General features: G+C 69.8%; 16 protein-coding genes. 10 read left to right on the forward strand and 6 right to left on the reverse strand.

Annotation, left to right across the window (positions count from 1 at the left end; all coding sequences use genetic code 11):
* The 8 genes from DD1DGNOD_RS21770 to DD1DGNOD_RS21805 all read left to right on the forward strand — a co-directional run.
* A partial coding sequence (locus DD1DGNOD_RS21770; protein ID WP_131770939.1) for an ATPase, T2SS/T4P/T4SS family occupies positions 1-913 on the forward strand: 913 nt, incomplete at its 5' end.
* Entirely contained in the window at positions 907-1,791 is an 885-nt protein-coding gene (locus DD1DGNOD_RS21775; RefSeq protein ID WP_241255905.1) for a type II secretion system F family protein, read from the forward strand. The genes DD1DGNOD_RS21770 and DD1DGNOD_RS21775, both read left to right, overlap by 7 nt.
* Complete coding sequence (locus tag DD1DGNOD_RS21780) at positions 1,788-2,675, forward strand: type II secretion system F family protein (RefSeq protein ID WP_241255906.1); 888 nt, start codon at positions 1,788-1,790, stop codon at positions 2,673-2,675. The genes DD1DGNOD_RS21775 and DD1DGNOD_RS21780 overlap by 4 nt, the downstream gene beginning before the upstream one ends.
* A gap of 36 nt (positions 2,676-2,711) precedes the next feature.
* Positions 2,712-2,948, forward strand: a complete 237-nt coding sequence (locus DD1DGNOD_RS21785; RefSeq protein WP_131770940.1) for a hypothetical protein — start codon at positions 2,712-2,714, stop codon at positions 2,946-2,948.
* Entirely contained in the window at positions 2,909-3,340 is a 432-nt protein-coding gene (locus DD1DGNOD_RS21790; protein WP_165036963.1) for a hypothetical protein, read from the forward strand. The genes DD1DGNOD_RS21785 and DD1DGNOD_RS21790 overlap by 40 nt, the downstream gene beginning before the upstream one ends.
* Positions 3,337-3,747, forward strand: coding sequence for a hypothetical protein (locus tag DD1DGNOD_RS21795; protein WP_131770942.1), 411 nt, complete (start codon positions 3,337-3,339; stop codon positions 3,745-3,747). The genes DD1DGNOD_RS21790 and DD1DGNOD_RS21795 overlap by 4 nt, the downstream gene beginning before the upstream one ends.
* Positions 3,744-4,154 (forward strand): pilus assembly protein TadG-related protein, encoded by a 411-nt coding sequence (locus DD1DGNOD_RS21800; protein ID WP_131770943.1) that lies wholly within the window; start codon positions 3,744-3,746, stop codon positions 4,152-4,154. Before DD1DGNOD_RS21795 ends, DD1DGNOD_RS21800 begins: the two co-directional genes overlap by 4 nt.
* A 21-nt stretch (positions 4,155-4,175) precedes the next feature.
* Entirely contained in the window at positions 4,176-7,511 is a 3,336-nt protein-coding gene (locus tag DD1DGNOD_RS21805) for a BTAD domain-containing putative transcriptional regulator (protein ID WP_131770944.1), read from the forward strand.
* Positions 7,512-7,676: 165 nt separating this feature from the next.
* Here DD1DGNOD_RS21805 and DD1DGNOD_RS21810 read toward each other — a convergent pair whose 3' ends face one another.
* The 6 genes from DD1DGNOD_RS21810 to DD1DGNOD_RS21835 form a co-directional block, all read right to left on the reverse strand.
* Positions 7,677-8,030 carry a hypothetical protein gene (locus tag DD1DGNOD_RS21810; RefSeq protein WP_430827850.1) on the reverse strand — a complete coding sequence of 118 codons (354 nt, stop codon included), beginning with the start codon at positions 8,028-8,030 and terminating at the stop codon, positions 7,677-7,679.
* A 41-nt stretch (positions 8,031-8,071) separates the two neighbouring features.
* Complete coding sequence (locus tag DD1DGNOD_RS21815; protein WP_131770945.1) at positions 8,072-8,704, reverse strand: hypothetical protein; 633 nt, start codon at positions 8,702-8,704, stop codon at positions 8,072-8,074.
* Positions 8,705-8,795: 91 nt separating this feature from the next.
* Positions 8,796-9,665: a hypothetical protein gene (locus DD1DGNOD_RS21820; protein WP_131770946.1), complete on the reverse strand. Its 870-nt coding sequence runs from the start codon at positions 9,663-9,665 to the stop codon at positions 8,796-8,798.
* Positions 9,666-9,686: 21 nt separating this feature from the next.
* Positions 9,687-9,899, reverse strand: coding sequence for a hypothetical protein (locus tag DD1DGNOD_RS21825; RefSeq protein WP_131770947.1), 213 nt, complete (start codon positions 9,897-9,899; stop codon positions 9,687-9,689).
* Positions 9,899-10,237, reverse strand: a complete 339-nt coding sequence (locus DD1DGNOD_RS21830; protein ID WP_131770948.1) for a hypothetical protein — start codon at positions 10,235-10,237, stop codon at positions 9,899-9,901. The genes DD1DGNOD_RS21825 and DD1DGNOD_RS21830 overlap by 1 nt, the downstream gene beginning before the upstream one ends.
* A 74-nt stretch (positions 10,238-10,311) precedes the next feature.
* A complete protein-coding gene (locus DD1DGNOD_RS21835) occupies positions 10,312-10,503 on the reverse strand; it encodes a hypothetical protein (protein WP_131770949.1) in 192 nt (63 codons plus the stop codon).
* A gap of 419 nt (positions 10,504-10,922) precedes the next feature.
* On the opposite strand from DD1DGNOD_RS21835, the gene DD1DGNOD_RS21840 reads away from it, so the two are divergent.
* Entirely contained in the window at positions 10,923-11,747 is an 825-nt protein-coding gene (locus DD1DGNOD_RS21840; RefSeq protein WP_131770950.1) for a helix-turn-helix domain-containing protein, read from the forward strand.
* A 24-nt stretch (positions 11,748-11,771) separates the two neighbouring features.
* On the forward strand, positions 11,772-11,987 hold the full coding sequence (locus DD1DGNOD_RS21845; protein WP_131770953.1) for a DUF397 domain-containing protein: 216 nt from the start codon (positions 11,772-11,774) through the stop codon (positions 11,985-11,987).
* Positions 11,988-12,288 lie beyond the last annotated feature (301 nt).

A 12,288-nucleotide genomic window follows, 5' to 3' on the forward strand; every position in this document is an offset into this window, starting at 1 on the left:
CTTCGATGAGGCGAACCCGTCGGTGCGCTGTCGCCTGCCGGGCGGGGCCCGGCTGCACGCCATCGCCCGGGTCACCGACACCGTGCACATCAGTTGCCGGCTCCTCGCCCGCGGGCTGGGCACCCTGAGCGGCCTGCACGCCACCGGGATGTTCGGCGACGACATCGCCGCCGTGCTCGCCGCGACCGCACGGCTTCAGGTCCCATTCGGGCTGATGTTCTCCGGCGGGACCGGTGTCGGGAAGAGCACGCTGCTCAACGCCTGGCTCAACGCCCATCCGGCCAACCCGGTGCTCGACCGCATCGTGCTCGTCGAGGACGAACGCGAGCTGTACCTGGACCCGCGCCGGTTCCGCAACCTCGTCACGTTCGAGGCGGCGGAGGCGAACATCGACGGCAAGGGCGCGTACACGATGGACCACTACCTCTCCCGCGACCTGCGCAGGCAGACCCCGCAACGGGTCGCGCTCGGAGAACTGAAACCAGACGGCGGGGTCATGCCTCTGCTGTTGGCGCTCGGGCAGGGCATCGCCCAAGGGGTCGCGACCACGATCCACGCCCCGTCCGCCGAGGACGTCCTGTCCCGCATCCGCACCTACGCCGCCTTCGCCCCGATACGGGTACCGGAGGAGACGGTGCTGGAAACCATCGCCGCGACGGTCGATCTCGTCGTGCACGCGGCGCGCGTCGGCGGTCGGCGGGTCATCACCTCGGTGCGGGAGTTCGCCGAGTACCGCGACGGCAGGGTTACCTCCGCCGAGCTGTGGCGGTGGAACCCTGCGGTCGGCCATGCGACCCGCACCGACGCGGACATGACCGACCGGGTCGCTTCCCTACTCGCCGCTGCCGGCGTGGACCGGGGCATCCTCGCCCGCCAGCGCGGCGCGGCCGGCGGAACGGGACCGTCATGGTGAGCATGTCCGCCACGACCACGGCGCTCGCACTGTGCGGCGCCGGGTGCGGGCTCGGCCTGTGGCTGCTGCTGATGAGCACGAGCGGGCAGGTGAGCCTGCCGCCGATCCGTCTGCGCGGCCGGCTTCGGAACCGTCAGACCCGGCAGATGGCGGTGTGCGTCGCGATCGGGCTCGCCGTGGCGGTCGTCGCCCGTATCCCGATGATGGGCCTGCTCGTCGCCGCCCTGCTCTGGGTCAGCGCCAGCGCGACCTCGGGCCCGTCGATCCCCGTCATCACCGCCACCGGGGACGCAATCGCCTCGTGGGCAGAAACCGTCCGTCAGGAACTCGAAGCGGGTCAGCCGCTGCGGGCGGCGATCGTCGCCGCCTGCGATGACCCGCCACCACCTATCGCCGTCCCGCTGACCCGCCTCGCCGCCCGGCTGGAGACCGTCGCGCTGCCGGAGGCGCTGTGGGAGCTGCGCGCCGCCGTCGACCATCCCGCTCTCGGCCCGATCGTTGCCGCGTTGGACGTTGCCTACCGGCGCGGCGCCGGGGACCTGCCCCGGCTGATGGCCAGCCAGGTCGAGGCGACCCGCCATCGGGTCGCCGTCATGCGCGACCTGCACGCCGCGCGGGCGAAACACCGCCGCGCGATGGCCCTGCTCCTCGGTCTGTTCGCCGCGTCGATCCTCACCCTGATGGCGGTCTGGCCGACGTTCCTCACCGCCTACCGACCGCTTGCCGGTCAGCTCGTACTCGCCGGTATCGGCCTGACCGTCATCGGAGCCGTCCGCTCACTGATCCAGATGTCCCGTCCGGCGCCCACCCCGGACTTCTTCACCCGCCCGCCGGACGTCGCCGCCATATCCGTCGACCAGGCAGGAGACCTTCCGTGATCGGCTCGGCGGCGGTCGCCGGCTGCGGGGCAATGGTCGGCGCCGGAGTGTGGCTCGCCGGCAAGGCGCTGCGACCCCGCCGTCCCAGCCTCGTCGACGACCTCGCCCTACTCGACGCCCCACCCGCCACGCCGGAGGCCGTGCCGATCACCCGCCGGCTCGCCCGGAATCTCACCGAAACGATCGAACGGATCGGCTGGCGTCGGCTGCTGCTCGCCGACGACCTCGCGCTCGCTGACCGCGAACCCGACAGCCACACCCTGGCCCGGCTCATCCACCTGCTGGCCGGCGTCGCGGTCGGCGCGTTCGCCGGCGTGGCGGTCCGCGCGCTCGTCGGGATCTCCGCGCTCGCGGTGCCGCTGCTCGCCGCCAGCGGCATGGCCTTCGGGCTGCTGTTCGCCGACCGGCCCGTGCGCCGGCTCGCCACCACCCGCCGCACCGAGGCAGCGCTCGCCGTCGCCTCCTACATCGACATCGTCCGCATCCTGCTCGTCGGTGGACTGCCCCTGCACACAGCACTGCGGGCCGCCGCCGACCACGGGACCGGCTGGGCATTCACCCACCTGCGCGGCGCGCTCACCGCCGCCCGCGACGCCGGCCTGCCGCCCGACGCCGGTTTCGACCAGCTTGCCCGCCGGCTGCCCGTCGCCGAATTCACCGACCTCGCCCGCACCGTCACGACCGCCCGTCGCGGCGCGTCACCGGTCGCCGCGCTGGAATCCCGCGCCACCGCGATCCGCGCCGCCGAGGCCGCCACCCGTCGGGCCGAAGAAGCCGTCGCCGACGCGCAGATCGAGCTGCCGTCCGCGATCGTCGCGATCGCGTTCGTCGGCTACCTCACGTACCCCCTGCTGATGCTGATCGGCACCGGAACACCGCAATGACCAGTAACCGCCCCCGTGGAAAGGAGCAGGCTCGCCATGCTGACCCGCCTGAGCTCCGCGATCCTCCTCGCCTACACCTGGCTCACCCTCCAGGCCCGGCGGATACGCTCCCAGCCGCGCGACGACCGGGGCGACGCCCTGTCGACCGCCGTGATCGCGGTTGGTCTCGTCGCCCTCGCCGCACTCGTCATCCTGATCCTGCGGCAAAAGGCACAAACCATCGCAAACAATGTGTGCACCAACGCCGATCCGACCACCTGTTCGACAAAATAGCGGTTTCGTTGCGGCAACGCCGGGCGCGGCCGGACCGCGACGCCGGCAACGCCGCCGCGCTCGCCGCCGTCATGCTGGGCGTGTTCGCGCTCCTCATCGTTTTCCTGGCGACGTCGGTGCGCTGGTTGACCGCCGACGCGGCATCCGCCGCCGCCGAGCAGGCCCTCGAGATCGCCCAATCCCCGGACGGCAATATCGACGATGCCCGCCAGGTGGCCAAGCAGCTGGCGACCTCCACACGGGTCGTCACCAACGTCACGGTGACCGTCGACCGCACCGACCGGAACATCACGGTTTCGATCGCCGCACACTCGATCCTCGGTGGCACGGTCGTGAAGAGCGTGAGCGGCGCGCCGATCCGCTTCGTCCCACAGGAACGGGTCCGCCCGTGACGCGATCCCGTCGAACCCACAGCGACACCGGCTCGTTCTCCCTCGAGTTCGCCGTCGGCTTCGCCGTCATCGTGCTCGCCATCCTGCTCGTCGCCGTCGCCTACCAGGTCCGCGCGACCAGTGCCGCCGTGACGGCGGCTGCCCGGCAGGCGGCTCGCGCGGCCTCGCTGACCGCCAGCCCCGACCAAGCCAGAGCGGCTGCCAGCCAACGCGTCCGCGACCGGCTTGCCAGCGGCCCCTGTCAGACCGGCACCGTCGACGTCACCACCGACACCGCCGACTTCCACGCCGGCGGCATCGTGGCCGTCACCGTGGCCTGCCAGACCCAGCGGCTCCTCGGGCCGAGCCGGCGCATCGTCGGCCATGCCGACGAAGTCATTGATCGCTACCGCGGTGGCCTGCCATGATCTGCCAGCCGCGAGGAGACAGCGACCGAGGCTCGGTCTCGCTGTTCCTCGCCGTCATCTTCACCGCTGCGGTCATCTTCGCAGGCCTCGTCTACGACGCCGGCCGGGTGTTGGACGCCAACTCCCACGCCTTCGACCTCGCTGGCAAAGCCGCCCGTGCTGGCGCGCAGGACCTCGACCTGACCGGCCTGCGCACCGGCGTCGTGCGCGTCGACCCCGACGCCGCCCGCCGCACCGCGCTCGCCTACCTCGCCCGCCACGGCGTGACCGGCCAGGTCGCCGTGGCCGATACCCGCGTCACCGTCACCGTCGCCCTACACATCGACTACCGGCTGCTCACCCTCATCGGGCGCACCGGCGCCACCGTAACCGGAACCCGCACCGCCGTCGCCACGGCCGGGCCCTGATCAGCCCACAGGCAGGACGTGATGCCAACAGTGACCGCCATCCCCCCGTCCCGGCCCCGCCGTGTGCGGCCTCGTACCGGCGAACTGCTGGCCGGACTTGTGGCAGCGCTCGGCATCCTGGGATTCCTCACTGCCGTCCCGGTCGCTTTCTGGGTGTGGCGGCACAATCCGCTACCGACCACATGGGAACCCACCCGATGGTGGACCCTGGCCCGCCGTGGCTACATCCACCCCGACCTTCTGCCCAACGGCATCGCCGTCGCCGCCTGGTTGTTGTGGGCCGAGTTCGTCCTCGCCCTGGTCCGCGAAGCCGGCGCCCGCGCCCGACGCGGCGCGAGCGCCGGAACCAGCCGGATCGTCCCCGGCAGGATCGCCCACCTCGCCAGCGCTTGGATCACCAGCGCGTCCATCGTCCTGACCGTCCTCGCCAGCCGCACCGGACCAACCGTTCCCGCCGAGGTCCTACCCATGCCGGCTGCCGTGACCGCCGCCGTCCATACCAGCGTGGCGACGACCGCCGCCATCCACGCCGACGGCGAGACGTTCACCGGACCTTCGATCAACGCTGGCCACTCCGGGGCCGCCAAGCCGATCGTCGCCAGGGACTACCAGCCCACACAGGCCATGACGACCTACATCTGCGCACCATACGACACGCTGCGTTCCCTCGCCGCCCACTTCTACGGCAACCCCGACTTGTGGTCGGTCATCCGCGACGCGAGCATCGACGCGACGCAGCCCGACGGCACCCACCTGCCCGCCGGATTCACCGCTGTTGACACCGGCACCGTCCTGCGCATCCCCCAGCCGGACACGACGGCCACCACCGGTTCTGCCCTGATCGTGCCCGCCCGTGCGTCTGAGCCGGCTGGCGACCGCGCTCCCGAGACGTCCAGCCACATCGTCGTCTCCGGCGACACTCTGTGGGGCATCGCCACCACCGCCTACAACCTTCCTACGGACAGCGCAGGCCCCGCCGCCACAGCGATCTTCGATGCCAACAAGGGGGTCACCGACCCCGCCGGTCATGTCCTGCACGATCCGGATCTGATCAACCCTGGGATGACGCTGCACCTGCCCGTTCTCGCGTCTGACGGCGCCAGCAGCACCGGTGCCGGAACCGACGGGAGGGCAGCGCCAACCGCGCCGGCGCTACCTGACGACGGACCAGGCAGCGCGTCCAGGACCCCGCCGACGCGGGCGCCGGTGACGGCAGTGCCAACGACCGGCACCCCACATACGGGTGCCCCTGCCATGCCCGACCAGCAGGACATGACGACCGGGTCCAGCGCTGTTGCCGGGACGAGACCTCCCCACACGGCGCTGCCAGGCAGCACCCCGCCGGGCGCGAGCTTGCCCGGCAGCGCCGATGGGCCTTCGGCGGCCGCTGCGTCGCCATCGGCCGCTACATCCGCGCCCGCCTCGCCATCCGCAACCAGCCAGCCTCCGGCCACGCCGTCAGCCGATGAGCCGCCGATAACGGCACGCCGCACCTTCCCTGTCGGATGGATCGCCGCCGGCGGGCTGCTCGCCGCGTTCCTGGCCGCGCTGTGGGGCTCACGGCGACGCCGCCGCGACAGCACAGTCCGACCCGGCGACGTTCTCTCACCGCCCGACCCCGCCGTCGCCGATGTCTCCCGTGCCGTCCTACGAGCCGACGACCCCGACGGCACCCGCCGGCTCGACCACGCCCTTCGCCTGCTCACCGCTCCCCACCGCACCGACCGGGCCAACACCGCACCACTGCCCCAAGTGATCTTCCGGCACCTGGACGACCGCATCGACGTCTACCTCGCCGCACCCCTGACCTCGGCGCCACCACCACCCTGGCGGCCCGGACCTGACCCACGCGTTGTCGTCCTACCCGCCAACGCGGACGTCCCGACCCCGGACCCGCGGCTCCCCGCGCCCTGCCCGGCACTCGTCCAACTCGGCGTCACCGACGACGGCGCGGAACTTCTGGTCGATCTGGAAGCACTCGGCACCCTCGCCGTCGACACCGGACCCGACAGTGACCTACCCGCCGTGGCACGGGCCATTGTGGCCACCATCGCCGCATCCCCCTGGGCGGAAATCACCACTGTGCGCACCGCCGGCATCGATGTCGCCGGCTTCGCGGGCGAGGAACGCATCCAGCCCGCCTCCAGTCCGATCGACCTCGTCACCGCCGCGCTACACGCCGCCGAACGCCGCACCACCGATCTCGCCGACTCAGGCTGGAACACGACGCTGACCGCCCGCGTCCGCGAACCCGACCAGGACTGGGACCCGACTATCGCCGTCGCCGCCGACCCCGCCATCGACGACGCGCTGCTCGATCAAATGACCGCGGCGGCTGGCGACGGCTACCGCGGCCTGGCCGCGATCGTGCCCGCCCGACCCGACCATCCCGTCCGCTGGCGGCTCACCGCCGTCCACGCCGACGTCGGACAACGCTGGCGGCTCGACCCCCTCGGCATCACCGTCACCCCGCTCGGTCTGACCGCGGACGACCTCAACGACCTCAACGCGTTCCTCGCCGACGCCGATCCGGCACCCGTCGCCGCGCCCCCGCCAGCGGCCGACGACCACGCCGAGCCCTTCCCCGAATCCGACTGGCGGGTCATGATCCGCCTAATCGGCCCCGTCGATCTCATCGCCCGCGACGGCACCCGCCCGGCCGAGGCACCCCGGGGCCGCATCCTCGAACTTCTCGCCTGGCTGATCACCCACCGGCACGGCACCCGCACCGACCTGGAAGCGGCGATGTGGCCCGACGGCGCCCACGCCCGCACTATCGGCAACGAGATCGGCCGTGCCCGCGCCGTACTCACGGAACTCGCCGGACCGGACGCCCACGACTGGATACCCGCCCGCTCCGCCCAGCTCCGCATCCACCCGCTCGTCACCAGCGACCTGGAACTGCTCACCGCCCGCCTACATCACGCCCGAGCACAACGCGACCACCCGGGCATCGCGATCGCTACCCTGCAAGACGCCCTCGACCTCGTCCGTGGCACCCCCGCCAGCTACGACTGGCTCGTCGCCGAGACCGGCTCCACCCTGACCACCACACCTGTGCAGGTCGCCACCCTGCTCGCCGGCCACCACCTCGATCGCGGCAACGCGGACGCCGTCTTGGAGACCACAGCCCGGGGCCTGGCGATCTTGCCGGCACACACGGAACTGTTCGCCCTTCGCATGCGTGCCCACGCGCTCGCCGGCGACCCTGCCGCAGTCACCGCCGAATACCGCGCCTACCAGCGCGCCGAACGCGCTGACCCGTTCTGGGATGGCGACACCGACCCCGAGCTACGCGCCCTCCACACCCAACTCCTCAGCGCCGCCACCCGAGCAACCTCCACCCGACCCCGATAGGGGTGACAAGCGAGCCGATCTGCTCGGAATCGTACGCACGGCCGGCGTCACTGCCCGGCTGGCTGCACACCTACGATGACCACCGACATTAAGATCGCAACGGCGGCTTGCCGTCGCGCTCCGGAACCTGCCGACCCCCGATTGCTAATTCCGCCCCCACCAAAGTCAACTCCTTGGCGTTGGTTTTGTGCTGCTTACTACACCCCCGAGTTCGGCATGGGCCTCGGCGAGCTGCCGGCGCAGCCGCACCACTTCCCCCGACTCCGTGGGCGAGTCTGCCTCTTCCAGCCAGTCCGGCCACCCGCACGCCACCACCCGCTCGGCCGGCACCCCGAGCGCTGCCGCCAGCGCGAGCTGGGAGCTCCGGTCGGGGACGACTCCACGATGCTCCCAGCGCCAGATCTTCTGGCGGTGAGCCGCGATATTGATGCCACTGACATGCGCACGATCAGCCACGATCCGGGCCGTGCGCTGGTAGGACCAGCCGCGCACGGCCCGCACCCGCGCCAGCGGATGCATCTCCGGTTCCGGCTCCGTCTCGCCGGGGCCCCTACCGCCGGTCACCACCCGCCGCCCAGGTCAGGTGGCAGGATCCCCGGCGGGACCAGTGGACACGGCGGTTCGTCGGCGTCGTGAGGCACGGTCAGCCACAGCACCATGTCGCAGGATTCTGGGGTGATCTTCCAGGACCGGCGGGCGGTCACGTCCAGGATCTCCACCGGCAACCGAGTCCCCGGCTCGTGCACGCGGGCGTGGGCCCAGGCGTGCACCAGCTCCCAGCGGCCCGCGGCGAATTCCGCCACCCCCGCGCCATCACCGTCAACCACGACCAACCGTCCCGGCTCCACCCCCGGTGCCGGGCCACTCAGCAGCACCGCGGGAGCGTTCGCCTTCGGGCCGTCCGCCGGGGCGGCCCAGGTCCGCCCACGGGTCGCCTCGGCGTCCATTGCCAGTACGACGGCGTCCAGCGCCGTCCGCACCCCCGCACCGAAGGCGGCGGCCTCCCCGGGCGTCACCCCGACGCCTGTCTGCAACAGCGCTGCCGGCCGGGCGGAGAGCGCCGCCAGCACCATGCTGCGCCATACCCCCGGCGGCGCCGGCGGGCCACCTGCGGGCACCGGGCCGTGGGCGGTGTCGCCTTCAAGCAGGTCCAGCAGGCGGCGCCAGGCCGTCCGCGCCTCGGCCGCCCTCACGCCGCCCTCGCCCGCGCTCCGTCGCTTTGGCGTCCGGCCGCGTTTCTCACCACTGTGACCCCAGCGCACCCGCACGGTCGTGTCGCATGACTCAGCACGGCCGCTCACTTCTTGTCACGCGGGCGCTATCCGGGCCATCCTCGAGTAGTTCGACGATCTTTGCTACAGCGTCCGCCATCGTGTCGTACATGTCATCGTGGCCGCAAAAGCCGTCGCCGGGGTCGCCACCGTCGATGCGGGAGACTCCCCACTGTCCGTCCGACGCGTTCTCAGCAGCGATAAAGCGTCCAGCGTGTCGGATGTCCGCCGAGATGCGCCCCCGATCGGATACGCGTATATCGACACGTGGACCGTCACCGATCGCCTCACGTAACGCGGCTTCGAAGATATCGGGCGTGACCAGAAGGGGCCGCGAAACTGGCACGATCTTGACCGCCTCGTGGGTCGCGACCGTGAGGCCTGAGCGAGACGCCTCACCAATTCCAGTTGGCCCGCCGCCGTCGTCTCCGTCATCGCGTGATTCCGACTGATCGCCAGAGCGATAGCCCGACAGGATCTGACCGATTGCAGTACGTACGGCATAGTGATGCGCACGCCCGCCGTGGTCGAAGGCATCCCGTATTTCGTCGGAGACCGCCGAACTAGACACGGGAAAGGGTGCGGCCTCCAGCTCCAGCACAGCCACAAGCGCCGCCCGTAACCGCGCTCGCGGCATCGGCTTGCCCGATGGGTTGAGTTCTTCTGCCACATCACGTTCCAGCACGGTTAACGCAATCTGTCCCCACGCCCACGATCGCGCTTCCGGCGTATCCGGTCCGCTCACGGCTTCACCACCGAGACGATGTGCGTGCGCTGCCGCTGAGTACAGGCTAACAACGCCGAGGATACACGGCGAACCGACCAGTTCTTCGCCTGCAGGCGAGCCCACGACCACAACCAACTGGCGGGCCATTGCGGCCATCCCGTCGCACCGATCGTCACGTCAGCCACGCCTTCCCGCGACCGTGACGTCTGCGGTCGCGACTGCGTGATGTGCGTCGAAGTCGATGACCGCCGGCCGCCAGTGCGGGACCTTGTTCCGCGCCGCGTATTCCAGCATCGCTGCGATACTTTCAAAACCGATCACGACCCGTAGCCCCGTCCTCTTCTCCGGCGCATCCACAACCATCGCGAACACATCCGCCGTCTCAGTCATCACCGATGCCCCACCGAAGCGAGCATGCCGCTGAATCCGTACTCCGCTGACGTTTCCTGTGTGGTCACGGCATATTCCACGCAAGCGACGGCGTCCATCCGGCGTGCCCGCCCACCGACAATTTCTACAACCCACACCGGCTGGGCAGCATCAGGAATACGCAGACGGTCACGGGCGTAGAGGCGCGCGCTTTTCCGGGTCGGACATGAGCCGACCCACTTGCCGTCGCCGTCGAACACCGAGAACGGGCGGACGCCGACAGTATCAACGACGTACCCCCGCTCACCGTTGCCGTGTCGCTTCACCTGGCCTCCATTCTCGTCTTCCTCGTCAAGCATTCCGGTTTCGTGAGCGATGTACGATCACGAGGCGAAATGGGGAAACTGATATCGACCTCAAGCCCCGGCCGGGGTCATATATCACCAATATCGGCTTGGAAACCCGGTGGCAGGCTCGCGATGACGGCGTCGGCGGTGGCCCTGAGCGCATCCATCTGGCCGATCAGGTGCCAGATTGCTTCTCGGACGCTCAGGGACGGCCCCCGCCCGTCGAGCGGGTCGCGCAGCGCGACCGTGAGTACGGCACGGACTGCATGGTCGAGCACCGCCTGGCAACCCGTGCCGCCGGTGAGCAGGCCAAGGAGACGGACACGTTGCCGGAAGGGTCGAACGGTCGGTCTCCAAGCTCTGCTCGTGACCGAGCCACCAGGTTCCTCCTGAGCATGAGCAAGCGCTCGCAGTTCGCGGACACCGCGTTGGCCGCGCTCCCTGTTCGGCTGTCCCGATGCCGGCATATGAACTCCGTCGCGATCTGTGGTGTCGACGCTGATCGGTGCCAACTTCCTGTGGCTCCGTGCCCACTATCCACTCTGCCAGATGCATATGCAAGACTAGTTTTGCAATTGGCAGATGATGGGAGCAGGACGCCAAGACCGTGGTGGTGCAAGACTGTGCTGAGGCTGAGCGTCTGGGGAGGTTGGTCGTGGCTGATACTGGGCATGCGGGCGGCCCGACGGTCCGACGGATGATCATTGGTAAGCAGCTTCAGGCGCTACGGGAGAGGGCCGGGCTGTCCTACCAGCAGGCCGCGGAGGCGATCTACGCGTCCGAGTGGACGATCCGCCGGATGGAGAAGGCAGAAGTCGGCCTCAAGCTCAACAACGTCAGAGGGCTCCTCGTCCTCTACGGCGTCACGGACCCACATGAGATCGACGCCTTTCTCGGCCTCGCCCGCGACGCGAACAAGCCCGGCTGGTGGCATACCTACAGCGACGTCCTGCCTGCCTGGTTCCGCGTGTACGTCGGACTGGAGGAAGCGGCAAGCCTGATCCGTTCTTACGAACCGCAGGCCGTCCCGGGCCTACTGCAGACCCGGGACTACGCTCGGGCCCTCACCGAGGCAGGGTTCCCCAACGCCCCTGCCGAGGAGATCGAACGGCGGGTCAACCTCCGTATGACCCGTCAGGAGCTGCTCACCCGGCCGAACGCCCCGCGTCTGTGGGTTGTCCTGGAAGAGACCGCGCTCCGGCGGACGGTTGGCGGGCCTGATGTCATGGCGGCGCAGCTGGACCACCTCGTCACAGCCAGCTCGCTACCTAACGTGACCATTCAAGTCATGCCGTTCGCAGCTGGGCCGCATCCCGCGATATATGGGGCGTTCCACCTCCTCCGCTTCCCCGTCGCGGAGCTTCCGGACATCGTCTACGGCGAGAGCATGACCAGCGCCTTCTACCTGGACCGACCCGAGGAGGTGGCCTCCTACCTCGAAGCTCACGACCGCATATCCGCCCAGGCCGTCCCCGCCGAGAAGACCGCGACCATAATCAACACTATTCGCGAGGAGAGATGAACAGTGGGAAAGATCTACAACGGCATGCCCGCTAACGACCTTGGCGTCGAAGGCTGGCAGAAACCGTGGAGCGGCCCCAACGGGGGTACCTGCCTGGAAGCGAAGAAGCTGCCCGCGGGTCTCGTCGCGCTTCGTCAGTCCACCGACCCGGACGGGCCGGCACTCGTCCTGACGGTCGACGAGGTTCGTGCCTTCGTCGAGGGCGCACGGGCCGGTCTGGCGGACGACCTGATCGAGTAAACGAAGGCGATCGCATCAGTGACCCCTGAAGCAGGTTCCCGCCACACCCGTACCGTGGTGCACCGCCGCCATACCGTAGTGGTAGGAAGGGTCAGCAGCACGACACGACGACGGCTGTTCGTCTAAGGCATCGGAGAAGCGGCGGCCCACATGACCAGTGCCTTCTACCTGGACAAGAAAGATGAGGTCGACGCGTACGCGGAAGCCCTGGACCGGATGTGCGCACAAGCCACCCCCACCGCGACCACGGCATCGATCCTTAGCGACACAGGCAAGGATATGTAACGGGATGGTGACAGGA

The sequence above is a fragment of the Candidatus Protofrankia californiensis genome, assembly GCF_900634765.1.
Lineage (GTDB): Bacteria > Actinomycetota > Actinomycetes > Frankiales > Frankiaceae > Protofrankia > Protofrankia californiensis.

Bases quoted from the DNA above. Each gene is read 5' to 3' on its own strand.
- DD1DGNOD_RS21800 (WP_131770943.1), top strand. From the start codon at position 3,744: ATGATCTGCCAGCCGCGAGGAGACAGCGACCGAGGCTCGGTCTCGCTG.
- DD1DGNOD_RS21810 (WP_430827850.1), bottom strand. From the start codon at position 8,030: ATGCATCCGCTGGCGCGGGTGCGGGCCGTGCGCGGCTGGTCCTACCAG.
- DD1DGNOD_RS21820 (WP_131770946.1), bottom strand. From the start codon at position 9,665: ATGGCCGCAATGGCCCGCCAGTTGGTTGTGGTCGTGGGCTCGCCTGCA.
- DD1DGNOD_RS21785 (WP_131770940.1), top strand. From the start codon at position 2,712: ATGCTGACCCGCCTGAGCTCCGCGATCCTCCTCGCCTACACCTGGCTC.
- DD1DGNOD_RS21775 (WP_241255905.1), top strand. From the start codon at position 907: ATGGTGAGCATGTCCGCCACGACCACGGCGCTCGCACTGTGCGGCGCC.
- DD1DGNOD_RS21840 (WP_131770950.1), top strand. From the start codon at position 10,923: ATGATCATTGGTAAGCAGCTTCAGGCGCTACGGGAGAGGGCCGGGCTG.
- DD1DGNOD_RS21830 (WP_131770948.1), bottom strand. From the start codon at position 10,237: ATGCTTGACGAGGAAGACGAGAATGGAGGCCAGGTGAAGCGACACGGC.
- DD1DGNOD_RS21825 (WP_131770947.1), bottom strand. From the start codon at position 9,899: ATGACTGAGACGGCGGATGTGTTCGCGATGGTTGTGGATGCGCCGGAG.
- DD1DGNOD_RS21805 (WP_131770944.1), top strand. From the start codon at position 4,176: ATGCCAACAGTGACCGCCATCCCCCCGTCCCGGCCCCGCCGTGTGCGG.
- DD1DGNOD_RS21845 (WP_131770953.1), top strand. From the start codon at position 11,772: ATGCCCGCTAACGACCTTGGCGTCGAAGGCTGGCAGAAACCGTGGAGC.